Consider the following 25,615-nt stretch of genomic DNA (forward strand, 5'->3'; position numbering starts at 1 on the left):
AACTCGTGTTTAGAACTGTTTCAGAACGCCTTTGGGGAAAGACTATTCCATGCATCCCATCGTAGGTTATGTTAGAAAACTGGCATGAACTATCTAAGGTAGCTATGCAGCAATGCCCCAGGTTGGCCCCTCCACCACTCAGGACCAGGCATTGAGGCCCAGGGTCGGGGTTCTCTGTCGGCCCTATCATCGGCAGTCTGGTTGTTGTGGAGTTGGGCCGCAGCCATGAAGCGTGTGGTATTCATTCTCGGCGTTTTAGAAGATGAGGATGTTGACTGGCTCATAGAGTCGGGTCAACGGCGGGAGTTGCGTCCCGGAGACGTGCTCATTAGCGAGGGCGAAGCCTGCGACGAGTTCTTTCTCATTCTAGACGGCGGCCTAGAGGTTTCGGTGGCCGCCCTAAGCGATCAACCCATTGCTCGTCTGGCCACTGGTGAAGTGGTGGGAGAAATGTCTTTTGTCGATGGCCAACCGCCATCGGCAACGGTGACGGCCCTTGATCCCAGTATTGTGTTGTCCATTTCTTGTGGCCAACTGCGCCATAAGCTACAGCAAGACATTTGGTTTGCCTCTCGCTTTTATCGCGCCCTAGCTATTTTGCTCTCAAGTCGACTGCGCAGCACTGTCAAACACCTTCAGGGCCAACACTGGCGACCTGTAGCTGCCCTCAACGATGCTGGCCTAGACGAAATGGACGACATGCTTTCGATGGGCAACATTCGGTTTGACTGGATGCTAAAGCGCCTGCGCGATGTCAACTCGAATCCGTGGGAAGAGCTAGAAGTGGACAGTGGTGACTAGAGGCTCTCGGTCAGCTAGAGGGGCTCCTCGACTGGGTTCACTGTGGCTATTGGGGGCGATCGCCCTTGGGCAATTACTCCCCCTTAGAGTACAAAATCATCACCGTTTAAATATTCAGTCACCTATCGAGGTTTCTGCTACCATTCAGGCAAGACGACTCGGGGTAAACTAATAGCATTCTATGGGTGCACCCCAGGGCTGTGCTTCTACTCGCAAAGATTAAGCTGGCGCAAGTGAGCTTAGGTCTAAACCACAGTCTGCGATTGTCACAAGACTGGGCTCAAGAGAGCCATCGCAGCGGTGGAACAGGTGAAGGTGATACAGTCTACTATCCCTGCTGATTGCATCTGCGTTCCCTGCTGATTGCATCTGCGTTCCCTGCTGAATCGGTTCTCGGCTTCGTTTTTGCTAGTGTTTCAGAGTATGCCACTTCATACCAAGCTCAGTAATATTCTCATTGTTGAAGATAGCAAAGGTCGTCGAGAAATTGTCTTAGATGGGTCAGTGTACTCCATCGGGCGCGACCCCAAGTGCGACATTCGGCTGTCGTCTCAGTTTGTATCGCGGCATCATGCCACCCTGGTGCAGTTGCCCAAAGACGACGACACCTTCTACTACCGCATTGTAGACGGCAACCTCAAGGGCAAGCCCAGTGCTAACGGCATGCTAATCAATGGCCGTAAGCTCCAGGCCCACGATCTAAAGAACGAAGACGAAATTGTATTTGGTCCCCAGGCCCGCGCTATCTATTACCAGCTCAAGCGCGATAGTCAATCGACTCTGCCCCCAGACGAATTTGATATCACCCTAATCAGCCCCAATATGGTAGAAGAGGGCGATGAGGGCAGCGACAACCTGGATGACGATACTGAAATCTAGCCGCCGAGTCAGCCTCAAAAGCTGTTCTAGATCTACCTCGGCAGTCTACCCGTGACGGCAGCGGCAAGGTTAATGATTGTCAACGTTGAAACCGGAGGTGATGGCTACTTCTAACGCGATATCTGCCCAGCATAGTTGATATCAGAGCCGCTTAGGTGCTCCTAATCTGTCATTCCCACTTCCGTGGGAATGACAGGCAAGCCGTTTTCGGTTGGTTAACGAATCAGATTGCACCGGACTAGGGGTGAAGCCTTGCCTGAGCATCATTTCCTGTGCAGGCATCCCAGATATTAGGCCTAGCCAACACTTGGGCGATCGGCGGTAACTTAAACCCCTAAACCGCCGCCCCGATCGCCTGGCTGACGGTACTAAAGACCTGTTCGCAGTGGTTGTTGTGACTCAAGGGAAGTTCTTCATTTTTGACCACCAAATTTACCCGAGCTGATTCAGCAGCTACAGTGGGCTGGTTGATCAGCACCTCAATAGTGGTGAGCTGCGCTAAGGGCACCTGTCCTGGTTGCTCTTTGGCGACTAAGTAGTCTTTTGTTTCGTAGATCATATGCAGCCCACAAGCCTGGAGCGTGCTGATGATCGAATCTCGCAACCGTACGGTGGCAGTGGAGACGGGAAGTGAATTGGTATACCGGGCCATGGGTATCCTCTGCTGAGACCAGCGTAACGACATGGTCAGTGCCTGAGCACAGACAACCTTGGGTTATCTACTGCACCCGTTGACCGCTTGGGTATGGCACCAGTCCTGATTTGCTTCTTAGTGTATACCATAAAATTTTTGGCTGGCAGAGGGGGGAGGGGCTATTCACCGATGGCAACTCTGGGTCTACCTTACCTGTAAGCTTGAGAAAACGATGCCTAAAATGACAAGTTATGCCCGGTAAGCTGGTGGTGTTTGAAGGGGTAGAGGGCTGTGGTAAATCGACACAGCTGAAGGGGCTACACGCTGCCCTACAAGCCAGCGATCGCCTGCGGCAGCTTCAACGGCAAGGTGTAGTGCCAGCGCTGCTGACCACCCGTGAACCGGGGGGGACTGAGCTGGGGTTAGGCCTGCGACAGCTGTTGTTGGGCTACCAGGGCACCGCCCCCATGGCCAGTCGTGCCGAACTGTTGCTGTATGCTGCAGATCGCGCTCAGCATGTTGAAGAAGTGATTAAGCCCGCCTTGGCCCAAGGCTGCTGGGTGTTGTGCGATCGCTATATCGACTCTACAGTGGCCTACCAGGGCTACGGTCGCGGGCTTGATCTAGCTTTGATCGATCAACTCAATGCGGTGGCCACCGGGGGCCTAGTACCCGACCTCACCCTCTGGCTCAAGCTCGATGCCGCCACGGGGCTAGCCCGCACTCAACAGCGGGGGGCCGCCGATCGCATGGAACAGGCCGATCTGGCCTTTCACCAGCGGGTACAGCGGGGCTTTGAGACCCTGGCGACGCAGCACCCCGATCGCATTGTGGCGATCGATGCCGCTGCGCCGGTAGAGGCCGTAGCCGCCGACATTTTTGCCGTTGTAGAAGGGTATTTGCAGCAGTGGTACGAACCCAATTTGACGGCTTAGTGGGCCAAGACACGGCTGTGACACTACTCTGGCGCGCCGTCGATCAGCGGCGGGTGGCTCCGGCTTATCTGTTTGCTGGCCCCCACGGGGTGGGGCGACGGATGGCCGCTGAGCGCTTTGCGGAGGTTCTGTTTGCCCCCGGCAATGGAGAGCTGGCCCCAATTTTGCGCCGGCGCATTGCCCAGCGCAACCATCCCGACCTGCTCTGGGTGGAGCCGACCTACCTGCACCAGGGCAAACTGATTGCCGCCTCCCAAGCCGCCGAGGAGGGGCTAACCCGCAAGAGCCCGCCCCAGACTCGTCTAGAGCAGGTGCGGCAAATTGCTCAGTTTTTGGGCCGCCCACCCCTGGAAGCACCTCGGGCAGTAGTGGTAATTGAAGCCGCCGAGACTATGGCCGAGGGGGCCGCCAACGGTCTACTCAAAACCCTGGAAGAACCGGGTCAGGCCACTATCATTCTGCTGGCCCCTGGCCCGCAATCGCTGCTGCCAACCCTGGTGTCTCGCTGCCAGACGATTCCCTTTCAGCGGCTGAATGCGGCGGATATGGCAACGGTGCTTCAGCGAGTCGGGCAATCGGAGGTCCTTGAGCAACCGCAGATGCTGGCGATGGCTCAGGGTAGTCCGGGAGGGGCGATCGCCGCCTATAACCAGCTCCAAACCATTCCCCCAGAGCTGCTGGCCGCTCTGCACCAGCCCCCCCGCAGCCTGCGCCAGGCTCTAGAACAGGCCCGCCAGGTGGCCAAGACCCTCGACACCGAATCGCAACTCTGGCTGCTCGACTATCTGCTCAACTGGTACTGGCAGCGCTACCCGGCAGAAAGCCCCCGCTGGCTGCCCAAGCTGGAAGCTGCTAAGGGCTACCTACGCCGCTTTGTGCAGCCCCGCCTGGTGTGGGAGGTGATGCTGATGGATTTGGTTCAGTCGTAACCCAGCTCAACCGCTGGAGGTGCATCGGCCTGAACGGATATTGCTTATCATGCAACTAGGCACCCAATAGGCTGAGCCGATGGAACAAATTGCCAAGCTCCATATCGAAAAACTTCCCGAGGGCGTTTATCTCGCCACCTCTGACGACATACCTGGCTTAGTAGCACAGGGCCGTACCGTTGCGGAAACCATAGAAATCGCCCGCGATGTCGCCAAAAAGCTGCTAGAAGCTCAATCAGAGCATTCACCACGGCAAACAATGATGAGCCTTGCCAATATTGAAGATAACTTCGATTACCCGCTTGTCTTGGGTGTTTGATGGGTCGTCTAGCCGGGTTTAAGTATCGTCAAATTGTCAAACGCCTCAAGCAACTGGGCTTTGAGTTTGACCGTCAAGCGGCAGGTAGCCATGAGATTTGGTACAACTCCACAACCCATTGCTACACAACCATTCCAAACCATCCAGGCGATATGCCCGAAGGTACGCTCAGGGCCATCCTGAAGCAGGCTGGCATCACCCCAGATGAATTTCTAACGTGAAATCATGAATCTTTTGGCATGCAGCACCAAATTCGGATCGCATAAACCCGGTTACTAAAAAGTCAAAATGTGGGGGCAAATGGCATTTGCCCTGCCGAATTGGGAGGAGCCAAGCAGGATTTGGCATAATACCGAATCCTATTTGGTTACACCCGGTTTGTAGTAGGGGCATTGCAGTGCAATGCCCCTACGAGATCTCTGTTTTGAACCGGGGTTTCTCAATACGGATTTTGTATAACGCCTTAATCGTCCTCCACCATCAATCGCCAGCGGATAGTTTGGGAGGTGACGCTGTCGATTTCGCCTAGGCGCACCTGCACCGTTTCGCTGGTGACCGGACCGAGGGCAGTGAGCAGGGCGCGCAGGTGGGGGGTGCTCTCGCCGCTGTCGACAAACACCCGTTCAGCTAGCTGGTTGATCCGCTTCCAGGCAGTGAAGAGTTTGACGGCGGTTTGCTCGATCTGGGCGGCCTGGGCCACCATGTCGGCGGCAGAGTTGAGGCAGCCCACCCGCAGGGCTTCTTCGAGGGCCAGTTCTAAGTCAATGCCGCTGGCTTCGAGCAGTTGTACCTGGTTGGCGGAGGCCAGATACTTCGACAGGTAGCGGGCCTCGGCGGTGACCTGCTTCAGGGTATCCAAGTCGGGGTTGAGCTCTACCTCGGTTTTGAGGGTGCTCTGGTGGACGGGGGGCAGCTTTTCCATCTCCTTGACCAGCGGTGCAATGTAGCGGGTGGGGATGGTATTGTTGGCGGCTTTCTCGCGCAGGGTTTCGGGAATGAGATCGGAGGTCATGGCGGCCCACTCGTTGGCCACCTGGCGCACCTCACGGCGGGTGATGTGGTCGCCCTTGCGGGCCGAGTCGCTGACCAACTGCTGCACTTCGGGGGCCGACTTGGCGGTTTCGACAAAGGCGCGCTTGCTGAACTGGTTCACCTCTTTGGGGGTGAGCATACCGGCGTCGAGCAGTTGGTCGGCACTATCCGCCAGTTCGATCAGGTTGTAGGCATGGCTTTTGGTGATTTCGCGGTCTTTGAGCCAGTTGAGAAAGCCGGTGCCGCGTCCGTCGCCGCCTTTCTTTTCGCGATCGCGCACTGTCCGCAAAATCCTGCCTCGCCAGATGTCGGTTTGCAGATCGAAGCGATCGCACACCTGCCAGGCGGTTTCCATCTGCTGGTTAAACTCGTAGTCCGAGATCTTCTCGTCGTGGGGGTCAGGCAAGGCAAGAGTTAACTCTCCCGCCTGCATGGCTGACTCGATCACTTCAGAAGAATAGGGCATTGCCGCCGTCATACCGTTGTTTCTCTTTGCGCACAGGTTGCCTATTGTCCCACGTCTACCCGTGCGATCGACCGTCTTTCCAGACCGCCTTCGAAAATAGAGGCCAGCCCTTTGAAATAGAAGCCAACCCTGCGGCCAAGGTCAGCGCTATGTCTGTTACATCAACCCGAATGGTAGGATAGCCGGGGTCGTTTCACGCATGGTCACAGCTCTAATCAAACCTTAGTTTTAGGAGTCACTATGCGATTTCAAACTCTGCAATCCCTGTCTCTGGGGGTTGTTGCCTTGCTGGTCACCAGTGCTGTGGCGATCGCCCCTGCCCGCGCTCAAGACATCCGGCCCCTGAGCGAAAATGCGAGCCTGATTCGGGCCTGTCGCCAGCTCAATCGGACCTCAGAAGTCTTTGACAATAGCACCCTGGGGCCACCGGCCAACCGTATTGGCACCCTGGCGGTGGGCACCCAGGTCACCCTTACCGGGGCCATCACGACCGGACGGGCACAGGTCTATCTAAGCAACGATAGCCTCTCTGGGGTTCAACCTGTGGGCTGGCTGAATGCGGGGAATCTTGCCCCCTGCGGTACGACACCGCCCCCGATTGCCGGAGCCTGCTTCCGGGCCAACCAAGCTCTGAATGTACGGTCTACGCCCTCCACTACCGCCCCAATTGAGGCTAACTTTCTCACCAACGACTTGATTCGGGCCACCACCAACCCGCCGACCCAGCAGACCACTGGCGACGGTCGCCAGTGGATGCAGGTGGGCATCTTTAACGGTGACAGCGGTTGGATTGCCCGCACTGGGGCCAATGGCATCGGCAGCAATGTGACGCCGACCACTTGCCCTTAGGACCCGGCGACCCCTGGGCTAGGGGGTCTGGGTGAACGGAGGGAATCGGGCTACTCTAGAATAGAACATCCGTTCAGTGCCTATGGCCCCATCCCTACGTCCATCCCCCGAGGCCGATCTGGCGCTGACCACTGAACAGGAGGCGGCGCTGGCGGCCTTGAACAGCTTTGTGCAGGGCACCGAAAAGCTCTACCTGCTGACCGGCTATGCGGGCACCGGCAAAACGACTCTGTTGCAGGTGTTTGTGCAGGGGTTGCGCGATCGCGGTGACGACCGCCCAATTGTGCTCAGCGCCTTTAGCAACAAAGCCACCAAGGTGCTAGCGGCGATGGCGGCCCAGTGGCAGCTCGATATTGCCGCTATGACCTGCTGCAAACTGCTGGGCCTGCGCCCCGTGATTGACGAAGAAAGCGGCAAGCAGGTGTTTGCCATCGATCGCCAGCAGGCCAGCCAGATCGACCGCTACCGCCTGGTGATCGTCGACGAATGCTCGATGATCAACCAAGAGCTGTGGGAGCTGCTGGTCAATGCGGTGTCGAACCTATACCGGGACACCCAGATTTTGTTTGTGGGCGACTCGGCCCAGCTGCCCCCGGTCAACGAGCCCGAGTCGGCCTGCTTTCGCCAAATTATTCATAAATCTGAGCTGACTGAGGTGGTGCGCTACGGCGGCGCGATCGCGGTTGTCGCTGAAGACTTGCGGCGCAATCTAGAGCGCGATTACTTGCCCCACTTCACCAACGACGCCAACGCCGACAACACCGAGGGCTGCTTTGTGCTGCCCCGTCCGGCCTGGCACGACCTGCTAATTCGCGCTTTTACCAGCCCTGCCTACCAGCGCAACCCCGACCAGGTGCGCGCCCTGGCCTATACCAACCGCCGCGTCGCCCAGCTCAACCAGCTAATTCGCACCGCCATCTACGGCCCCAACGCCCTGCGGTTTGTGCCTGGTGAGCGGCTGATTGCCGTCAACCCCTGCCTCGAAGAAGAGACCATTGTGCTGCCCACCTCCGGCGAGTGTGAGGTGCTGCACATCGCTCGGGGTCGTGAGGGCGAGTGGCCCCTGTGGCTACTCGAAGTCGAAACCGAAGCGGGCGATGACAAAACGCTGCGGGTGCTTCACGAGTCAGGCCAGGCTGAGTTTAAAGCCAAGCTCGACTTGCTGGCCAAAGAAAAACGCTGGATGGAATTTTGGGACTTGCAGCAGCGCTTCCACACCGTCGACTACGCCTACAGCCTCACCATTCACAAAAGCCAGGGGTCTACCTTCCAAGATGTGTTTGTCGATGTGCCGTCGATGGCAGCCAACCGCAATGTGATCGAGCGCAACCAGCTCTGCTATGTGGCCTTTACCCGCGCCGCCAAGCGACTGTTTTTGTACCAGTAGCCAGGGCGATCTACTGACCCAACTGGCGAATCACAATGCCTACCAGAGCGGTTGAGGCACTGATGGCCAGCCCGGCGATAATGCCACCTACCCACTTGATCACGCCTCAGGTGCGGTCTTGCCACGGCTGAGCTTGCTTTTGAAATCGCTGAGTTTCTTCGAACTCAACAGTCAGTTTGTCGAGTTTGTCTGCTAGATCCTGAAGGGTTGGTTCGCGATTAGGGGTAGTGGCCAGGGGTTACAGGATGCGCTGATTCAATCCTACGGGATGAACTGTGCCCTGCATCCTGGGTGCGATCGCGCCGCGAGGGTTGGTTTAGGATTATTAACCCACTGATCCGAGAGATTTAGCGATACTCAAAAAAGCGGCTACCGAGTTGAGTACCCTCCGGTTTTAGTCCGCTAACCGCTCCTGGCACCTGAAACCTAGCGCCTGCAACCCTCAAAATCTAGCTCACCTTTGGAGAACCTGTAATGTCGGTCAGCCCCAGCCTCAAGCGGCTCTGGTTAATGGTGTCTGCCGCCGCCGTGATGATTGCCCTGGTGGTATATCTGGGCGTGGTGCCTGTGGTCACAGGTAACCAGACCGCGCTGAGAAACATAGAAGCCCGGCTATTGAGCGATCGCCTGCTGCCCGATGACTTTTCAGCCGCAGCGGCCAGCGGCGGCATGAGTCGGGGCGGTTCCTTTAGTCGTCCGGCTACGCCTGCGCCCTCGGCTCCGCGCAGTTTGCCTCCCAGCTATGGCGGCGGTTATGGGGGTAGCTACGGCGGTTATGGGGGTAGCTATGGCGGCAACTATGGCTATCGCTCGGCCCCCGGTCCGGTGATTGTGCCCTACCCCACCTATGCCCCGGCCCCAATGTATGTCGACACAGACGACGGCGGCGGCGATTGGTTTTTCATCATTGTGGTGCTGGGGTTTATTTTGCTGCCCATTGTCTTGAACTATATGCAGGGCGGTACCCGCAGCTTTGATCGCCCAGCAACGGCGGGCAGCCAGAGTGAGTTGCTCAACGACATTGTTACCGTGTCGCGGCTCCAGGTGGCGCTGCTGGCCGGGGCGAGAGAACTTCAGCGCGATCTCGATCGCATTGCCGTCAACGCCGACCTCACCACCTCGGCGGGGCTGGCCGCGCAGCTGCGCGCCACCGTGCTCACCCTGCTGCGTCACCCTGACTACTGGACCCATGTGCGGGCCGAGTCGCAGACCGTGGCCGGGCGAGAAAAAGCGTCAGAATTGTTTGAGCGCCTATCGATTCAAGAGCGCAGCAAATTTGCGGTAGAAACGCTGGCGAATGTGGGCGGCGAGGTGCAGCGGCGAGCTATGCCCGGTGGCCCCAGCGATGAGGTGGCCTCCCATATTGTGGTGACGCTGCTGCTGGGTACGGCGGACGATCGCCCCCTATTCAACTCCGTCAACTCGGCGACCGATCTCAAAGCTGTTCTGCAACGCTTAGGTTCAATTTCTCCGGCCTACTTATTGGTTTACGAGTTGCTATGGACCCCCCAAGACCCCAGCGACAGTCTTAGCGCCGATGAGCTAATCGCCAACTACCCCGATTTGGTGACACTGTAGTGCGATCGCACCCCGTTCGGTTCACCCTACAGCCCAGTACGGGAGGGAAGTTCGCCATCGCAGTAGGGTTCTTACCCCTAGGGAAAGGCCTTAGATTGGCGCACCATAGTAACTGTAGAGAGCGAAAGCTCAAACGCTTAACCCGACTCACTTCGAAAGTTTGGAAAAGCAAGTATCAGGAGGTTAAAAACCTATGATTATCCGTCGCTATTTAGACCCCATCACCGAAATCAACGCCATTCGTCGCCAGATTAACGATGTGTTTGGCGATCTCACCACCGAGACCCTAGCCAAGGCCGACTGGGCACCCGCCATTCGCCTAGTCGATCGCGGCCATGAGTTTGTACTCACCGCCCACCTGGTGGGCGTCACCGCCGCCGATCTTGACGTGCAGGTGAGTACTGATGGGGTGTCGATTGCGGGTACTCGCAACGCTCCTGCGGCCCCCGCCGAAGCAGATGCCAAGGTGCTCTACGACGACACCCGCTACGGCAGTTTCCAGCGCATGGTCAACCTGCCCGACGCGGTGCAAAACGACCAAGTGGTGGCCGACTTTAACCACGGCGTGCTGACCATGACTCTGCCCAAGGTGGTCGAGGCCCGTAACAAGGTAGTCAAAATCAGCCTTGGCGGCAATGAAACCCCTGCCATTGAAGCAGGCGAGGCCTAGGCGTTAGGTGTCTTTAGCCTAAGCAGTTGAAGCTTGAGAGTAAGTCATGAGTTTTGGGGAGGCCTTGCCTCCCCTTTTTTTGCTGGTAAAGACTGGGCTGGAACCGCAGAACTCGCTAAAACCATATATCTCAACTCGCGCTAGGGCTGAGGTTTTTCGGTATCGGCGTCGCCAACGATAAAAGTAAACGACATGGGGTTGTCGACCCGCTTCGAGGCCTGACGCAGCTCTAACCCGACAATTAGCCCATCATTGTCGTAGTCGAGAATGAGGTTGGGTGAAACGCGGGCGGTTTCGTCGACCTCGCGCTGGTTAAAGGCAATTTGCAGGATGTCGCGATCGGGATCGTAGGTAATCTGCATAAGCAACGGGCGACGGCGGTGAAACGGGTAGTGTGATAGCCGCCATCATAGAGTGTTTCGGCCCGCATGGTTTACCCCTTTACCACGGGCATAGCCTGAAGCCGACGGGGGGTAAACCGGCGGGGCCAAAATAGCACCCGCAGCAGCAGCCCAATCGATTGTAGTTCGCCGGGGCTGTTCCACCGTTTCCACTGGCCAGGGCGACAAAACAAGGTGGTGACTAGGGCTCGGTAGCTGGCGGGGGGTAGGGGGCCAAACTGCACCCGAATCTGGGGTAAGTCATCCTCGATGCCGACGGCGGTGATAATGCCCTCTAGGGCGATCGCCTCTTCGGCAATGTCTAGATCGACGGCCATGCCTACCACCAGGGGATAGTCTGGGGTGGCGGCCTGGGTGAGGGTGACTTCGACCCCTGCCTCAGACATTAACGTTGTCACTCCCCACCAGGGTTTGGGCGGTTTTGGGATGGCCGTCTTGGCGGTGGTCTTGCCGCTTACGCCAGACTCTAACTCCGCCGCAAATAGCTTAGGCGACAGCTTGATCACCCGGCGCAGGTCAAACCAGGCGTGGGTGTCGGGGCGGGGCACATCGAGCAAGATCAGCAGGGCCACGGCGATCATGGCCAGGTTGTAGGTGCTCCACAGCCAGCCCAGGGTTAACCCCTGCATTTGCCAGCCCTCAGGGGCTAAGCTCAGCCCCAGGTTGCGCCATAGACTGACGGCGGTGAGCCCAAACAGCACCACCAGCGGCCAACCCAGCCGCCAGTTAAACCGAAACCCCTGGCTAGAGGTGCCCTTAGGCGTGACTGTAAACCCCCGCGCAAACGGGGATACCATGGCCTGCACCACCGTGGCCGCCAGCGGAAACACCAGCACCAGCGAGTAAATATCGGAGAGCAGGGCCGATCGCGATCGCTCGTTGAGCCAGGCAAACACCGTCAGCTGCATCAGGTAGTAGGGCACAAAGTAGTAGAGCAGCTCTGGGGCTGTCGCTCGAATGGGGATGACACCCAAAAACGAGTAGGCCAGAGGCATCAGCAAGAACCCAATGCGGGGAATGCTGCTAAACCAGTGCAGCAGCCCTTCGAGGTGGCCCAGCCGCTGCATGGGGGTTAGCCCCGGTATGGTCAACGGGTTGGAGGCGATAAAAAAAGCTTGTAGGGTGCCTCTGGCCCAGCGCAGCCGCTGACTGGCGTGAGCGGCGATGTCGTCGGCGGCAAGGCCAGCGCTGAGTTTTTCGTCGAGATAAATCACCTGATGGCCCTGGGCGGCTAGCTGCACAGCGGTAAAGTAGTCTTCGCTAAGCGATTCGGTGACAAAGCCGCCGGTTTTTTCTAAGGCGCTGCGCCGCACCACAAAGGAGGTGCCCGAGCAGACCACGCTGCCCACCCCGTCGCGCATGGGCTGAATCTGACGGTAAAACACTTCTTCTTCGGGCGTGAGCACGCCTTCTAGGCCTAGATTGCGGGCGATCGGGTCGGCATTGTAAAAGCTCTGGGGGGTCTGCACCAGCCCCACCGTAGGCTGCTGAAAAAAGCCCACCGTACGGCAGAGAAAATTGAGGGTGGGCACAAAATCGGCATCAAAGGAGGCGATTAGCTCGCCCTGGGGAATGCCTTTGACCCTGGCGTGCGCGATCGCATAGTTGAGGTTGCCTGCCTTGGCGTGGTGGTTGTCGGGGCGGGTCACGTATTCGCAGCCCAGATCGGCGGCCAGGGCCTTGATTTCGGGACGGCGGGTGTCGTCGAGCAGGTAAACGGTCTTGCGTGGGTAGGTCATGGCCTGGCAGCCAATGATGGTGCGGCGCAAAATAAACGCCGGTTCATCGTAGGTGGGAATAAACACATCGACCCAGGGCTGGTAGCGCCCGCTGAGCACATCCTGCTCTAGGGCGTCGGCCTGGGGGCGGCGATCGCGAACCCGCAGCAGCAGCAGCAGCTGAAGCATGCTGGTTACCAGGCCAAACAGCTCCATCCCCAGCAGCCCCAGGCTGAGGGTGCCTTCTAAGGGCGAGGCCAGGTTGAGGGTGGTCAGGCAGCGCCACACCAGGTAGCGCCCCAGCAGCACCAGCAACAGGCCAATCACCAGGCACCGCGACCAGGGCCGAGGCCGGGGCGACAGGCGGGTAATGGCGAGGGCCGCAAGCCACAGCAGCACCGTAGGAGCGACCAGATAGTGCACCGCGATCATCGGCACCTCTAGCCACGGCAGAGACTGGCCCTGCCAGTCGTGCAGCCCATCCAACAGGGCGGTAATGCGTGCTTCACCCCTAAACCAGGCGATCATCAGGGCCGTAGTTAAGCCGGTGCTAGCTGCCAGAATCAGCGTGGCCCAGCGCACCGGGGGACGCGATTTAGCCTGGTCGGTGGGTTTAGGAACAGACTTGGGTAAAAACGCCATGGTGCAGATGACCGGGTAGATGGTGCCGGAAGCAGAGGCGAAGCCGCCCCTTGATTCAAACCCCTGGGACAAACCAGCCCTAGGGCAAATGGATCGCGTAGACGGTGCTAGGCCTGATCTCTATGCTGGCAGATGCCTCTGAGAGCAGCCTGAGCGGTTCATCAACAAGTGGTGACAAACCAGGAGATGTTTACGTTAGACCCCTGGGAGCACGACCTTGTGGCCCTGCCCATTACCATACGGATCAGAGGGCGAACTGGATGAGTTTGCCCCAAAGCTTGCCTCCAGAGTTTGCCCCCAGAGTTTAGCGATCGCCCTCCGGCGACCTCGGCGCGATCGACTGGCGTAGCCCCTCGTGACCAAAGCTATAGCCCCCCGCTACCCGGCGCAGCAGCCCCGCCGCTACCATAGCCTCGAGCCAGGCGCGACCCGTCACGGGCAACCCCTGTCGCCCTCCCAGCAAGAGCCGAACCATGGTGTGCTGCACCGTAAACGACAGCCACAGAGCCGCGATCGTCAGCCCAGCCACGATCACTCGGGCTCGGGGCAGGGTCAGTAGGGTAAAGGGGTGTTGCCCGCCGACCACCGCTGGCAACACCAGCAGCAGCAGCAAAATGATGCCGAGAATGGCTACCAACAGCAGCGCATTGCGTAGGGCTAAGGTCACATCCTGGTTGGGGGTCTGACGATATTGGGCCGTTCTGGCCAACCCCTGGTGCAGCAGCCCTAGTAAGCCCAGCCCCCAGCCCCCTACCGCCCCGATCACCCCCGCCCAGCCAAAGGCGGGCAGTCCCAGGCCAAAGGGCGTTAAGAGCAGGGCGGCCACCGTGCCCAACCCGACCCCCAGCGCCAGGCCCAGCAGACCACAGGTTAGGGCTAAGGTGAGCAGAGGACCGGGCGATGCGATCGCCAGCCCTAGTCGAACGTAGGGAAAGTTCTCTAGATCAATTTGAGAGAGCATCAGCCCCAGGGCTACTCCCAGCAGGAGGTTGCCTCCCACCAGCCCCATCAACAGGGCGATCGCCAGCCCCACCAGCAGCCGGTAGAGCAGTTGACGCGGTTCGGGCAGCCACCCCCGATCGAGGTCGTCTAAATAAAACAGGCGAGGCCGCTGGTCGAGCTGTCTAGCTAGCCAGGCCAGGGCCGATTGGTGTAGAGCTGGGTTGCCTTTGGTGTTGGCTAGCCCCTGGGCCAGGTATCGCTGCACTAGCTCGGCGCGGCTGCGCAGGGGTGGGTCGGCGGGGTTATCCATGGCGACCAGCAGAGTCAGTAGCAGAGGTAACCGGGCCAGTTGTTGCAGCAGTTTGCTGCCCTTGATCACCGGCCATAGCTCGGAGCGGCGTTGGCCCAGCACATAGTCTTTTACCTGCTGAGCCGCCAGGGGAATGAGGTTCACCCCACCGTTGAATTGATCAAAGGTCAGCCCCGAGGATTCCATCACCTGGCGACGGCAGCAGAGCAGGGCTGTTTGATTGGGGTTAGTTCGCAGTAGGGCCTCTAGGGCAGCGGCGCATTTGCGCTGTTGAGGAATTGCTAATTGGTCAAAGCCATCGACTAAAAATGTCAGGCGGGCATTGTCGATCCAGCTCAGCGCTGCGCCTTTGGCCACGCGGTAGTCGCGCCACAGAGCGGCAGCGAGCCACTCTCGCATGGGTTCTCCGGCCCAGGCCGAGACATCTGCCAGCACCGGTACTGGCCCACTGCGCTTCAGCAAAAGTTCGCCTACCGCCAGCAGGGTATGGGTTTTGCCCACCCCCGCCTCGCCCAAAATCAGCAGGCGACCGTCAATGCCGTCGCGCTGAAACAGGTCTACGATCTCCCCCACCGAGGTCAGCACCTGGTTGTCTTGGCGACCAAACTGTAGCCCCCACACCCGATAGTTCATGGGAATCTCGCGCCGGGGGGTCACCAACGACAACCCCGCTCGATGGGTTGCTAGCTGACGACTCACTACCTGGGCCAGTGCCTTGAGGTCAGCCGCTGCCGGGGTCAAGGTTTGGCCAGGAATCAGCGATCGCAGGGTACTGGTAACCATGGGGTCAACCCTCGTAACGGGCCTAGTAACGGGGCACCGATCGATCGACCGTGAGGGCATAGGCATCGATGCCGCCGGTCACATTCTTCAGCTGGGTAAAGCCTTGCTGGGCCAGCCACATACACATTTGGGCCGATCGCATGCCGTGGTGACAGAGCACAATGGTCTCGCGATCGCGCTCAAACCGGCTGTGGATCGTCTCTGACCAGGTGGCATACTCGCTCAGGGGCAGATTCTCAAACCCTGCAAGGCTAGCCGTCTCAACTTCCTGCGGCTCACGGACGTCAATTAGTTGTAGGGTATCGTCGCCCTCGGCTAGGCGCTGGGCCAGGGCATCAACGCTGAGCGGTTCGTAGGGAGCGGCATCGGGAGAAACAGTCATAGATCAATAGTAGGGGCAGCGGCAAAATTGTGGTGCGTCTGGGGGCGTGTACAGTCCGTGACTTCCCTTAGACTTTACGCAACATTAACCCATCTCTCCGGAAAGGTGGTATACCCTGAGCTCAGCTGGGCTATTCTCTGCGCCGGTTAAGCACGTCCTGAGCCTTTGCAAACTATACCGATGAAAACCATTGGCCTAATTGGTGGCATGAGCTGGGAGTCATCCCTGGAGTATTACCGCATTCTCAACCAGACCACCCGCGATCGCCTGGGGGGGCTACATTCCGCCAAGATCATTTTGTTCTCGGTCGACTTTGCCGACATGGCCGCCATGCAGCACGAGGGCCGCTGGAACGAGATTTCAGAAATTTTGGTTGAAGCAGCCCAGCAGTTGCAAATGGCTGGGGCCAGCCTGGTGCTGGTGTGCGCCAACACTATGCACCGTCTGGCCGACGATATCGAAGCCTGCATCTCAATTCCGCTGCTGCACATTGCCGACGCTACCGCCGAGGCGATCAAAGCCCAGGGCCTGGGGCGGGTGGGGCTGCTGGGCACCAAATTTACTATGGAGGAGGCGTTTTACCGCGATCGCCTGCGCGACAAACACGGCTTGGAGATGATCGTGCCCGATGCGGCTGGCCGTGAGGCGGTGCACACCATTATTTATGAGGAGCTGTGCCAGGGCGAGATCAAGCCCGAGTCACGACAAACATTATTGGCTCTGTGCCAAGAGCTGATGGAGGCCGGAGCTGAAGGAGTGGTGTTGGGCTGCACCGAGCTAGAACTGCTGCTGGGTGATGGGGCGGCAACGGTGCCTCTATTTCCCACCACCCGCATCCACGCCGAGGCGGCGGTGAAGCTGGCCTTAGAGCTGTAGATCATCTAGAAACCGGGTTTCTGAGGTTGTAGCAATATCCGTTGGCAATGCAAAGCAGAAACCGGGTTTCTGGCGGCAGCAATATTTTGATAGATGAGTTTCGGTGCGTGTATGGTGGGGAGAGTTTCGTCCTGGGGCCCTCGTCTTACCGTCTTCAACGCCTGTGCCTATGACCGCAACGCCCTCTCCCCAACGCCACCTGCGGCAGCGGCTCATGGCCCTGGCGATCGCGCTTACCCTGGCTGGCGTGGTGGCCCTGCTGCTGTGGCAAGAAAGCGGCAGCAGCGGCTTCTGGGCGGTGCTAGAGAACATTGTCATTACCCTCATGGGCGAATACCCCGATAAACCCCGCAGTTCCCTGGGGCGGGTGCTACAGCTGCTGCTGCTGATCTCGGGCACATTTATCTTTGGGGCCATCAGCGGTAAGATTTCTTCGATTTTTGTCACCCGTGCCCTGCGATCGGAGACCACCGTGAGCCTGTTCAACAACCACATCATTCTCTGCAACTGGAACGACAAGGCGGCGGGCATCATCGACCAGCTGCTGGAGGGCAACAAAGACAATCCCATCGACATCGTGGTGGTGGCCGCAAAACCCGTCGCCGATCGCCGCGAATTCCCTACCCAAGTGCACTTTGTCCAAGACGACCCCACCCACCACGACACCCTAGAACGACTTCATGCCTCCCAGGCCAAGGCGGTAATTTTGCTGGCCGACGAGGCCACCGAGTCCCCCGACGACAAAAACGCCCTGATTGCGTTAGCCATCAAACACCTGGAGCAAATCCCCGGTCGCCAAAAAGACATCCACGTGATCGCCGAACTGGTGAACCTGCGCCGCCGTCGCCACCTGCAAGAGGCCGGGGTCGATGAGGTGGTTTCAGCCCGCGACTACAGTGCTGGCATTATGGCCCAGAGCGCCATGTTCAAACATATGTCGGTGGTCTACCAACAACTGCTCACCTACTCCGACGATTCCAATGAGTTTTACTTTATCGACCCAGGCCGCTACCCCAACCATCTCTGGGGCAAGTCCTTTACCGAACTCAGCCAGTGGATTAGCACCTACAGCGCCACCCAGACCGACAACCCGCTCCTCCTGCTGGGAGTGCGTCGGGGCGACGGCAACATTCTGCTCAACCCCAAACCCCAGTCCTTTGATCGCCTGGCTCCCGACGACGCCCTGGTAGTGATGGCCTTTAGACAGGTCGATCGCATCGATTGATTAGGGGTAGCCGTTGCTCGTTCAGTCGAGTCACCGCCAAGGATCCCGTTCTGATGCCATTTATGAGCCACGACCCTCGCCCATATTACGATCCGTTAAGGTTTATGGGGGGTGGCGATGAGAGCTGAAATCTCTCGCTATAGACTGGTCAAAGATTAGGAAACCCTTACTGCATAGACCGTTTTGACCTACCTTTGAGGGCCTCCTCAAACTGTCAAACCCAGTCGTGACCCACATTGGAGTTTTGTTTCAATGTCCCATTCTGTCAAAATTTACGATACCTGTATTGGTTGCACCCAGTGCGTGCGCGCTTGTCCCACCGACGTGCTAGAGATGGTGCCCTGGGATGGCTGTAAAGCCGGGCAAATTGCCTCCTCTCCCCGCACCGAAGACTGCGTGGGCTGCAAGCGTTGTGAAACCGCCTGCCCCACCGACTTCCTCAGCATTCGGGTTTACCTGGGTGCCGAAACCACCCGCAGCATGGGTCTGGCCTACTAGGGCAACCCCGCTGCATCGATATAGTTATCGTCATCAAGCTCAGCCCCTGGGACTAACTCCCCCAGGGGTTTTCTATTGGGGCTATAGACAGATCAGTAGGGTTTCAGGTTCACGGCTGGCCGTGAACCTGAAACCTTGGGAATAGGACTTACCTACCCCCCTACCCCACCTCCTGGGATGCCTTCACCTGGGTCTGTGGCTGGGGCTGAAACTGGAACAGGGTATAAACCACGTTACGGCGAATGCCGGTCATCATGTCGAGAAAGACTTCGTAGCCCTCGCTCTTGTACTCGATTAGCGGATCTTTCTGGCCGTAGCCGCGCAGACCCACGGTTTCGCGCAGGGCATCCATCTGTTGCAGGTGGTCGCGCCACAGACTGTCGATCTGCTGAAGAATGAAGAATCGCTCGGCCTCACGCATTAGCCCCGGCTTGATTTGGCTAACCTGGGCTTCTTTGATGTCGTAGGCAATCCGGGCCTGCTCGTGGAGAAAGGTCTTGATTTCGCCCACAGAGAGGTCTTCGAGCTGCTCGGGGGTGAGGTCGGCCAGCAGGTAGACGAACTCTTTGATCTTATCGACCATCTCCGGCAGCTTCCACTCTTCCGGGGGAAGTTCGGGGTTGATGTAGGCGGTGACAATGTCATCCATGGTTTGCTCGGCGTAGCCGATCACCATTTCTTTGAGTTCGTCGCCTTCAAGCACCCGACGGCGCTCGGCGTAGATGGCGCGGCGCTGGTTGTTCATTACCTCGTCGTACTCAAACACCTGCTTACGGATGTCGTAGTAATAGGTCTCGACTTTCTTTTGAGCTCCTTCCAGCGATCGCGTCAGCATGCCCGACTCGATCGGCATATCTTCTTCGACCCGGAAGGCATTCATCAGACCGGCAACGCGATCGCCGCCAAAGATGCGCAGCAAGTTGTCTTGCAGGCTCAAGAAAAACTTAGTCGAGCCGGGGTCGCCTTGGCGGCCCGCTCTACCCCGCAGCTGGTTGTCGATGCGGCGCGACTCGTGGCGCTCGGTGCCAATCACGTGCAGTCCACCGCGCTGGATTACTTTGTCGTGCTCGGCGCTAGTGAAAGCTTCGTACTCCTGACGAATGCGGTTGTAAACATCGCGCAGCTTTTGAATCACCGGGTCATCGGTGGGGGCTTTCTCGGCGGCGACGGCCAGCTTGTCTTCGGCCTGAAGCTCGGGCAGGCTGCGCTCTCCGTAGGTGGTCACAGCAAAGTCTACGGTGGCTTTTAGCTCATCAATGGCAACCGGCGATAGCTCAATCGGGAAAATGTCTGGGGAGGCTTTCCAGGTTTTGACCTTTTTGGTGCCGCCAAAGCCCTGGGCGGGGGCACGGCCCTTGGTGCCCGGCACGGCGGTGACCGCAAACTCGTCTTCGTCTTCAGGTTTGACAATGCGGGGCATGAGGTATTCGCGCACCTTGAGGCGGGCCATATAGTCGGCGTTACCCCCCAGAATAATGTCGGTACCGCGCCCGGCCATGTTGGTGGCAATGGTAACGGAGCCGCTGCGCCCGGCCTGGGCGACAATCTCAGATTCTCGCTCTACGTTCTCGGGTTTGGCGTTGAGCAGGTTGTGGGGCACACCCCGCTCACTTAGCAGCGCCGACAGCACCTCCGATTTTTCGACGCTGGTGGTGCCGACGAGAACAGGGCGACCGGCTTCGTGCATCTCGGCGCACTCTTCGGCGACGGCCTTCCACTTGGCCTCTTCGTTTTTGTAGACCACGTCCGACAGGTCGCGGCGGGCGGCGGGGCGGTTGGTGGGAATGATCGTAACTTCGAGCTTGTAGATGCGCTCAAACTCAGCTTCTTCGGTCTTGGCGGTGCCGGTCATGCCCGACAGCTTGGGGTAGAGCAAGAAGAAGTTTTGGTAGGTAATGCTGGCCAGGGTCTGGGTTTCAGGCTGGATCTCGACATGCTCTTTGGCTTCGATCGCCTGGTGCAGACCGTCGCTCCAGCGGCGGCCGGGCATCACCCGCCCGGTAAACTCGTCAACAATCACAATTTCGTCGTTGCGGACGATGTAGTTGACGTCTTTGGTAAACAGTTCTTTGGCCTTAATGGCGTTGAAAATGTAGTGGGCCCAGGGGTCTTTGGGGTCGAAGAGATCTTGCACCCCCAGCACCTCTTCAGCCCGGATAAAGCCTTCGTCGGTGAGCAGCACGTTGCGAGCCTTTTCGTCGACTTCATAATGGTCGTCGGCATTGAGCTCGCGGGCAACTTCGCTGGCGCGGGTGTATTTTTCGCTGGGGCGCTCGACCTGGCCTGAGATAATTAGCGGCGTGCGGGCTTCGTCTACCAGAATAGAATCGACCTCGTCGATCACGCAGTAGTTGAAGGGGCGCTGCACCACATCTTCCATGGCCGTGGCCATATTGTCGCGCAGGTAGTCAAAGCCAAACTCGCTGTTGGTGCCGTAGGTGATATCGCAGCCGTAGTTGTGGCGACGCTCGGCGGGCGACATGCCCTGCTGAATCAGACCGACGCTGAGACCTAGAAAGCGGTGAATTTGCCCCATCCACTCGGCGTCGCGGCGGGCCAGGTAGTCGTTGACGGTGACTACGTGGGCACCTTTGCCGGAGAGCGCGTTGAGGTAGGAGGGCAGGGTGGCTACCAGGGTTTTGCCTTCCCCGGTTTTCATCTCGGCGATCTGGCCATCGTGGAGCACCATGCCGCCGATTAGCTGTACGTCGAAGTGGCGCATGCCCAGCACCCGCTTCGAGGCTTCGCGCACCACGGCAAAGGCTTCGGGCAGCAGATCATCAAGCGATTCACCCTTTTCAATGCGTTGCTTAAACTCCCCGGTTTTGGCTGTCAGGGCCTCATCGGAGAGCTGCTGAATCTCTTCCTCCAGCAGGTTAATCTCGACCACGTCGGGACGGTACTTCTTGAGCTTGCGCGCGTTGGGATCACCGAGGAGGTTCTTCAGCATGAATTCAGGCAGCTAGGTCAGCGTAGGGTGTTGCACTTAGTCAATCGTAACGGGAGACCGCTCGGCAAGGGGCGATCTCCACACCTGGGCCGGGTCAAGGTTGCTTTAGGAAGCGATCAAAAGTGCTTTTCTATCCTATCACCTGGCTTGCTGAGCGGGTTTGCTGGGTGCTGAGGTCACCGCTGACGAAGGGAGCGATCGCGCCCAGAGATTGCAATACCCCACAGCAGCCCCTTAGGGTGCATTCGCGCCGCAATGCACCAAATTCAGACCTGAGAATTTGCCAACCGAGAGCGGTGCATTGCGGCCATGGGGATGGCTTGGTCATGGGCAAAGGACGTTGAGCCGCGAATGCACCCTACGAATTCTGCGATCGCCTCACTCCTGTAAGTGCATTCGCGCCGCAATGTACCAAAACGTTGTTGTGATTCTGCAACGTCATCTTTACCCACCTAGCCCGGTATTCGGTATAACCATTTTGTTACAATTTGGGTCGCGCCTATTGCGGCAGACTTCCTGGCCGCTGACCTATGCATTTATCCAGCGAGCCTCCCCCATCTATGAATATGGCCCAGCCTCCGTCGCCGTCTTCCCCTCGCCTGCACCGGGCCACCCTAGAAAATATGTTGCAATCTGCCGAGACCGTTGCCGCGCCCTGGACGATCGAAGACAGCGAAGAACTCTACCGCATCCACAGCTGGGGTGAGCCTTACTTTTCAATCAATGCCGATGGGCATCTGACGGTGTCGCCTCGGGGCGATCGCGGCGGTTCTTTAGACCTGTTCGACCTAGTCGAAGCGATCAAGCAGCGCAACCTCAATCTGCCTCTGCTGATTCGCTTTTCCGACATTCTCGAAGACCGGATCGAGCGCATCAATGCCTGCTTTGCTAAGGCGATCGCCCGCTACAAGTACTCGGGGGTTTACCGGGGTGTGTTTCCGGTCAAGTGCAACCAGCAGCGGCAGCTGCTCGAAGATGTGGTGCGCTACGGTCGCCCCTACCAGTTTGGCCTAGAGGCTGGGTCAAAGCCCGAGCTGCTGATCGCCCTGGCGACCCTCGACACGCCCGGTGCTCTGCTGATCTGCAACGGCTACAAAGATAAAGACTACATTGAGACCGCCATGCTGGGGCAGCGGCTGGGGCAGAGACCGATCATTGTGATCGAGCAGATGAACGAGGTGGCGATCGCGATCGAGGCCAGCCAGCGGCTCGGCATTCGCCCGGTGCTGGGGGTGCGGGCAAAGCTCAGCACCAAGGGCAGCGGTCGCTGGGGCATTTCAGCGGGCGATCGCGCTAAATTTGGCCTCACCGTGCCCGAAATTCTGGCGGTGGTAGACCGGCTGCGCGAGGCTGATATGCTTGACTGCCTTCAGCTGCTGCACTTTCACATTGGTTCCCAGATCTCCGCCATCAGCGTGGTCAAAGAGGCCCTGCGGGAGGCCAGCCGCATCTACGTGGAGCTGGCGGACCTCGGGGCGGGTATGCGCTACCTGGATGTGGGCGGCGGCCTGGCGGTCGACTACGACGGTTCTAAGACCACCTTCTACGCCTCTAAAAACTACAGCACCCAAAACTACGCTAACGACGTCGTGGCCGAGGTGCAGGAGGCCTGCCGGGTTAAGGGCATCCCGGTGCCCACCCTGGTGAGCGAGAGCGGACGGGCGCTGGTGTCTCACCAGTCGGTGCTGGTGTTTGATGTGCTGGGCAGCAGCGATGCCCCCAACCACGAGACCGTCGAAGTGCCCGGTGACGACGACCATGTGATTTTGCGCGAACTCTACGAGATCTACCAAAACCTCAGCGCCAACACCGTGCAGGAACTCTACAACGACGCGGTGCAGTTCAAAGAGGAGGCGATCAGCCTGTTTAACTTTGGCTACCTTAGCCTGTCGGCTCGGGCCAAGGCCGAGCGCTTGTTTTGGGCCTGCTGCCGCAAAGCCCTGTCGGTGGTTAGCGATGCCGACTATATCCCTGAGGATATCGAGGAACTGAACCAGAGCATGGCCTCGATCTACTACATCAACCTGTCGGTGTTTCAGTCGATGCCCGATACCTGGGCGATCGAGCAGCTGTTCCCGATTTTGCCGATCCACCGGCTCAACGAAGAGCCCAGCTGCCGGGGCACCCTGGCCGACCTCACCTGCGACAGCGACGGCAAAATCACCACCTTTATCGACCTGCGCGACGTCAAGCACGTGCTAGAGCTGCACGCGCTCAAACCCGATCAGCCTTACTACCTGGGCATGTTCCTGGGCGGGGCCTACCAGGAGATCATGGGTAACCTGCACAACCTGTTTGGCGACACCAACGCTGTGCACATTCACATGACTCCCAAGGGCTACCAGGTCGAGCAGGTGGTGAAGGGCGACACCATGACCGAGGTGCTGGGCTATGTGCAGTACGACGCTGAAGACATGATTGAGAATATTCGCAGGCGATCGGAGCGGGCGCTGCAAGACAGCCAGATCACCCTGGAAGAGTCGCAGCTGCTGATTCAACACTACGAGCGCAGCCTGAGCCAGTACACCTACTTGGTTTAAGTCGGCTTGGTTTAGGCTGGCCTGGTTTAACCCTGCTATAGCTATCAGTCGGTAGGTGCAAGTAAACGTAGGATGGGGCAAAGGGCCATGTCCGTGCCCATCGCCATGTAACGGTTTGCGATTAATGGTGGGCAAACCGTTAAAAACTCTCGACGACGCTAGGCCTAAAGGCTAGCTTTAGGGTTGTTTTATTTGGACTTTAACCGTCTACTATGACTGTGCAACCGCGACCCTCTACAGCGAACTCAAACCTAATTCTGACCAACATAGAAACGATTCCCGGTAAAACCATTACCCAGCACCTGGGCCTGGTGCAGGGCAGCTCGGTGCGGGCCAAGCACCTGGGCCGCGACATCGCCGCAGGCTTAAAGAATATTGTCGGTGGTGAACTTAAGGGCTACACCGAGCTGCTGCAAGAAGCCCGCCAAGAGGCCACTAACCGTATGGTGCAAGAGGCCCAGGCTAAAGGGGCCAATGCGATCGTCAACGTGCGATTTGCCACCTCGTCACTGACCCAGGGGGCCGCAGAGCTGTTTGTTTACGGCACCGCCGTGCGGGTGGAGTAGCTATGGATAGCCTGATTATATTTGCCGTGCTGCTAGGCATTGGCTATTTTTTTGGCACCCGCGCTGAACAGCAGCATTTTCGCTCGTTGCAACAGCGGGAGAGTGCGATCGGTGGGTTGGTGCTCAGCGTGGCGGGGGCCAAGGCGGTGGTTCCTGACGCCCAGGCGGCGCAGTTGTTTGTGGGCAGTGTGGTGGTGTCGTCAGACTTCTTTAAGACGTTTATTGCCGGGGTAATGGGTCTGTTTGGCGGGCGCATTAGCGTCTACGAAACCCTGCTAGAACGGGGCCGCCGCGAGGCTCTGCTGCGGATGGAAGAATCAGCCCTGGCCTGGGGTGCAAACCGGGTAGTAAACATCCGCATTCAAACCGCTGAGCTCAGCGGCAACAACGGTAAGGGGGTGGTGGCCCTAGAGGTGATCGCCTACGGCACCGGCATTCACTGATCGTTAACGGAGCTGGCGGCCAGGGTGGTGCCGAGAATCAGCCCGCCCCCCAGCAGAGTGCGTAGTGAGGGCATTTCTGCCAGCAAGAGGGCCGCCAGCACAATGCCATAGACCGGTTCTAGGGCGCTGATCACACTGGCGGTTTGGGTCCGCAGCACCGCCAGACTTTCGATAAATAGGGTGTGGGCCACTGCCGTACACAGCACCCCCAGCACCAGGAGTAGCCCCAGATCTCGGGGGTTGAGGTCTAGGGAGCCCAGGGGCGCGATCGCCCCCAGCCCAGCCAAACTCATCCAGGCAAAGAGATTTTGATAAAACGCGATCGCCACTGCCCCATACCGCTGTCGGTATCCTTTATTCAGCAGCTGCAATAGCGCAAAGGACAGCCCTGACAGCAGCCCCCAAATTGCCCCTGCCGTCGTCGTCGACCCCAAACGATACTCCGGAATCACCAGGGCCACGCCCAGGACGACCAGACCTGCGATCGCCCCATCACGCCACCGCCAGACAGTCTTAAACAGCAACGGCTCTAGCAGCGTGACAAACACCGGAAAGCTCGAAAAGGTCAACAGCCCAATCGCCACCGTCGCCAGCTGAATGCTGCGAAAAAAGCTCACCCAGTGAAAGGCCAACAGCATCCCCAGCAGCGCCAGACCCAGCAGATCTTTGGCGGCACCAGGGCGCAGGCTCGATCGCCCGACCGCCAGCACCAGCCCCAGGGCCAGAGTGGCAAATCCCGTGCGCCCCAGCACAATAACGGTGGCGGGTAGATCGAGAAATTTGCCAAACAGCCCAGAGAGGCCAAACAGAAAAACCGACGCGTGAACCTGGAGTAGAGCGGTTTTAGAAGCGGGCATGGG

Annotated in this window: 24 protein-coding genes; 16 read left to right on the forward strand and 8 right to left on the reverse strand. The window is 58.5% G+C overall.

Features of this window, described 5'->3' with window-relative positions; genetic code table 11:
- Positions 1–225 precede the first annotated feature (225 nt).
- On the forward strand, positions 226–801 hold the full coding sequence (locus RRF56_RS10755; protein ID WP_317037643.1) for a cyclic nucleotide-binding domain-containing protein: 576 nt from the start codon (positions 226–228) through the stop codon (positions 799–801).
- A 423-nt stretch (positions 802–1,224) separates the two neighbouring features.
- On the forward strand, positions 1,225–1,680 hold the full coding sequence (locus tag RRF56_RS10760) for an FHA domain-containing protein (protein WP_317037644.1): 456 nt from the start codon (positions 1,225–1,227) through the stop codon (positions 1,678–1,680).
- Positions 1,681–2,014: 334 nt separating this feature from the next.
- Here RRF56_RS10760 and RRF56_RS10765 read toward each other — a convergent pair whose 3' ends face one another.
- A complete protein-coding gene (locus tag RRF56_RS10765) occupies positions 2,015–2,332 on the reverse strand; it encodes a hypothetical protein (protein WP_317037645.1) in 318 nt (105 codons plus the stop codon).
- Between the two features lie 233 nt (positions 2,333–2,565).
- Here RRF56_RS10765 and tmk point away from each other — a divergent pair, with 233 nt between their 5' ends.
- The 4 genes from tmk (at position 2,566) to RRF56_RS10785 (ending at position 4,718) form a co-directional block, all read left to right on the forward strand.
- Complete coding sequence (gene tmk, locus RRF56_RS10770; protein WP_317037646.1) at positions 2,566–3,249, forward strand: dTMP kinase; 684 nt, start codon at positions 2,566–2,568, stop codon at positions 3,247–3,249.
- Complete coding sequence (locus RRF56_RS10775) at positions 3,222–4,178, forward strand: DNA polymerase III subunit delta' (RefSeq protein ID WP_317037647.1); 957 nt, start codon at positions 3,222–3,224, stop codon at positions 4,176–4,178. Before tmk ends, RRF56_RS10775 begins: the two co-directional genes overlap by 28 nt.
- Before the next feature lie 79 nt (positions 4,179–4,257).
- Positions 4,258–4,497 (forward strand): type II toxin-antitoxin system HicB family antitoxin, encoded by a 240-nt coding sequence (locus RRF56_RS10780; protein WP_317037648.1) that lies wholly within the window; start codon positions 4,258–4,260, stop codon positions 4,495–4,497.
- A complete protein-coding gene (locus tag RRF56_RS10785) occupies positions 4,497–4,718 on the forward strand; it encodes a type II toxin-antitoxin system HicA family toxin (protein ID WP_317037649.1) in 222 nt (73 codons plus the stop codon). The genes RRF56_RS10780 and RRF56_RS10785 overlap by 1 nt, the downstream gene beginning before the upstream one ends.
- 242 nt (positions 4,719–4,960) lie before the next feature.
- Here the strand turns inward: RRF56_RS10785 and RRF56_RS10790 are convergent, their stop codons facing one another.
- A complete protein-coding gene (locus RRF56_RS10790) occupies positions 4,961–5,995 on the reverse strand; it encodes a hypothetical protein (RefSeq protein ID WP_317037650.1) in 1,035 nt (344 codons plus the stop codon).
- A gap of 240 nt (positions 5,996–6,235) precedes the next feature.
- Between RRF56_RS10790 and RRF56_RS10795 the strand changes: the two genes are divergently transcribed.
- The 4 genes from RRF56_RS10795 (at position 6,236) to RRF56_RS10810 (ending at position 10,479) form a co-directional block, all read left to right on the forward strand.
- The gene (locus RRF56_RS10795) at positions 6,236–6,844 is read left to right on the forward strand and encodes a hypothetical protein (protein WP_317037651.1); all 609 of its coding nucleotides are present in this window, start codon (positions 6,236–6,238) and stop codon (positions 6,842–6,844) included.
- Between the two features lie 82 nt (positions 6,845–6,926).
- Positions 6,927–8,231, forward strand: a complete 1,305-nt coding sequence (locus RRF56_RS10800) for an ATP-dependent RecD-like DNA helicase (protein ID WP_317037652.1) — start codon at positions 6,927–6,929, stop codon at positions 8,229–8,231.
- A gap of 474 nt (positions 8,232–8,705) precedes the next feature.
- The gene (locus tag RRF56_RS10805; RefSeq protein WP_317037653.1) at positions 8,706–9,809 is read left to right on the forward strand and encodes a DUF1517 domain-containing protein; all 1,104 of its coding nucleotides are present in this window, start codon (positions 8,706–8,708) and stop codon (positions 9,807–9,809) included.
- A 193-nt stretch (positions 9,810–10,002) separates the two neighbouring features.
- Positions 10,003–10,479 (forward strand): Hsp20/alpha crystallin family protein, encoded by a 477-nt coding sequence (locus tag RRF56_RS10810; RefSeq protein WP_317037654.1) that lies wholly within the window; start codon positions 10,003–10,005, stop codon positions 10,477–10,479.
- Positions 10,480–10,619: 140 nt separating this feature from the next.
- On the opposite strand, the gene RRF56_RS10815 is transcribed toward RRF56_RS10810, so the two are convergent.
- The 4 genes from RRF56_RS10815 to RRF56_RS10830 form a co-directional block, all read right to left on the reverse strand.
- Positions 10,620–10,841 carry a DUF2283 domain-containing protein gene (locus tag RRF56_RS10815; RefSeq protein ID WP_317037655.1) on the reverse strand — a complete coding sequence of 74 codons (222 nt, stop codon included), beginning with the start codon at positions 10,839–10,841 and terminating at the stop codon, positions 10,620–10,622.
- A gap of 71 nt (positions 10,842–10,912) precedes the next feature.
- Entirely contained in the window at positions 10,913–13,240 is a 2,328-nt protein-coding gene (locus RRF56_RS10820) for a glycosyltransferase (RefSeq protein WP_317037656.1), read from the reverse strand.
- Between the two features lie 304 nt (positions 13,241–13,544).
- Entirely contained in the window at positions 13,545–15,275 is a 1,731-nt protein-coding gene (locus RRF56_RS10825) for a hypothetical protein (protein WP_317037657.1), read from the reverse strand.
- Positions 15,276–15,297: 22 nt separating this feature from the next.
- Entirely contained in the window at positions 15,298–15,657 is a 360-nt protein-coding gene (locus RRF56_RS10830; protein ID WP_317037658.1) for a rhodanese-like domain-containing protein, read from the reverse strand.
- 180 nt (positions 15,658–15,837) lie between these two features.
- Here RRF56_RS10830 and RRF56_RS10835 point away from each other — a divergent pair, with 180 nt between their 5' ends.
- The 3 genes from RRF56_RS10835 (at position 15,838) to psaC (ending at position 18,256) form a co-directional block, all read left to right on the forward strand.
- Positions 15,838–16,533, forward strand: coding sequence for an aspartate/glutamate racemase family protein (locus tag RRF56_RS10835; RefSeq protein WP_317037659.1), 696 nt, complete (start codon positions 15,838–15,840; stop codon positions 16,531–16,533).
- 169 nt (positions 16,534–16,702) lie between these two features.
- Positions 16,703–17,758: a potassium channel family protein gene (locus tag RRF56_RS10840; RefSeq protein WP_317037660.1), complete on the forward strand. Its 1,056-nt coding sequence runs from the start codon at positions 16,703–16,705 to the stop codon at positions 17,756–17,758.
- Between the two features lie 252 nt (positions 17,759–18,010).
- Positions 18,011–18,256: a photosystem I iron-sulfur center protein PsaC gene (gene psaC / locus RRF56_RS10845; protein WP_006515950.1), complete on the forward strand. Its 246-nt coding sequence runs from the start codon at positions 18,011–18,013 to the stop codon at positions 18,254–18,256.
- 160 nt (positions 18,257–18,416) lie between these two features.
- On the opposite strand, the gene secA is transcribed toward psaC, so the two are convergent.
- On the reverse strand, positions 18,417–21,206 hold the full coding sequence (gene secA, locus RRF56_RS10850; RefSeq protein WP_317037661.1) for a preprotein translocase subunit SecA: 2,790 nt from the start codon (positions 21,204–21,206) through the stop codon (positions 18,417–18,419).
- Positions 21,207–21,829: 623 nt separating this feature from the next.
- On the opposite strand from secA, the gene speA reads away from it, so the two are divergent.
- The 3 genes from speA (at position 21,830) to RRF56_RS10865 (ending at position 24,755) form a co-directional block, all read left to right on the forward strand.
- Positions 21,830–23,746: a biosynthetic arginine decarboxylase gene (gene speA, locus RRF56_RS10855; RefSeq protein ID WP_410510591.1), complete on the forward strand. Its 1,917-nt coding sequence runs from the start codon at positions 21,830–21,832 to the stop codon at positions 23,744–23,746.
- A 212-nt stretch (positions 23,747–23,958) separates the two neighbouring features.
- Positions 23,959–24,312, forward strand: coding sequence for a YbjQ family protein (locus RRF56_RS10860; protein WP_317037663.1), 354 nt, complete (start codon positions 23,959–23,961; stop codon positions 24,310–24,312).
- A gap of 2 nt (positions 24,313–24,314) precedes the next feature.
- On the forward strand, positions 24,315–24,755 hold the full coding sequence (locus RRF56_RS10865) for a YbjQ family protein (RefSeq protein ID WP_317037664.1): 441 nt from the start codon (positions 24,315–24,317) through the stop codon (positions 24,753–24,755).
- Here RRF56_RS10865 and RRF56_RS10870 read toward each other — a convergent pair.
- Positions 24,749–25,612, reverse strand: coding sequence for a DMT family transporter (locus tag RRF56_RS10870; protein WP_317037665.1), 864 nt, complete (start codon positions 25,610–25,612; stop codon positions 24,749–24,751). The two genes, RRF56_RS10865 and RRF56_RS10870, sit on opposite strands and share 7 nt — an antisense overlap.
- Positions 25,613–25,615 lie beyond the last annotated feature (3 nt).

The sequence above is a fragment of the Nodosilinea sp. E11 genome, assembly GCF_032813545.1.
In the GTDB taxonomy this organism is placed as follows: Bacteria; Cyanobacteriota; Cyanobacteriia; order Phormidesmidales; family Phormidesmidaceae; genus Nodosilinea.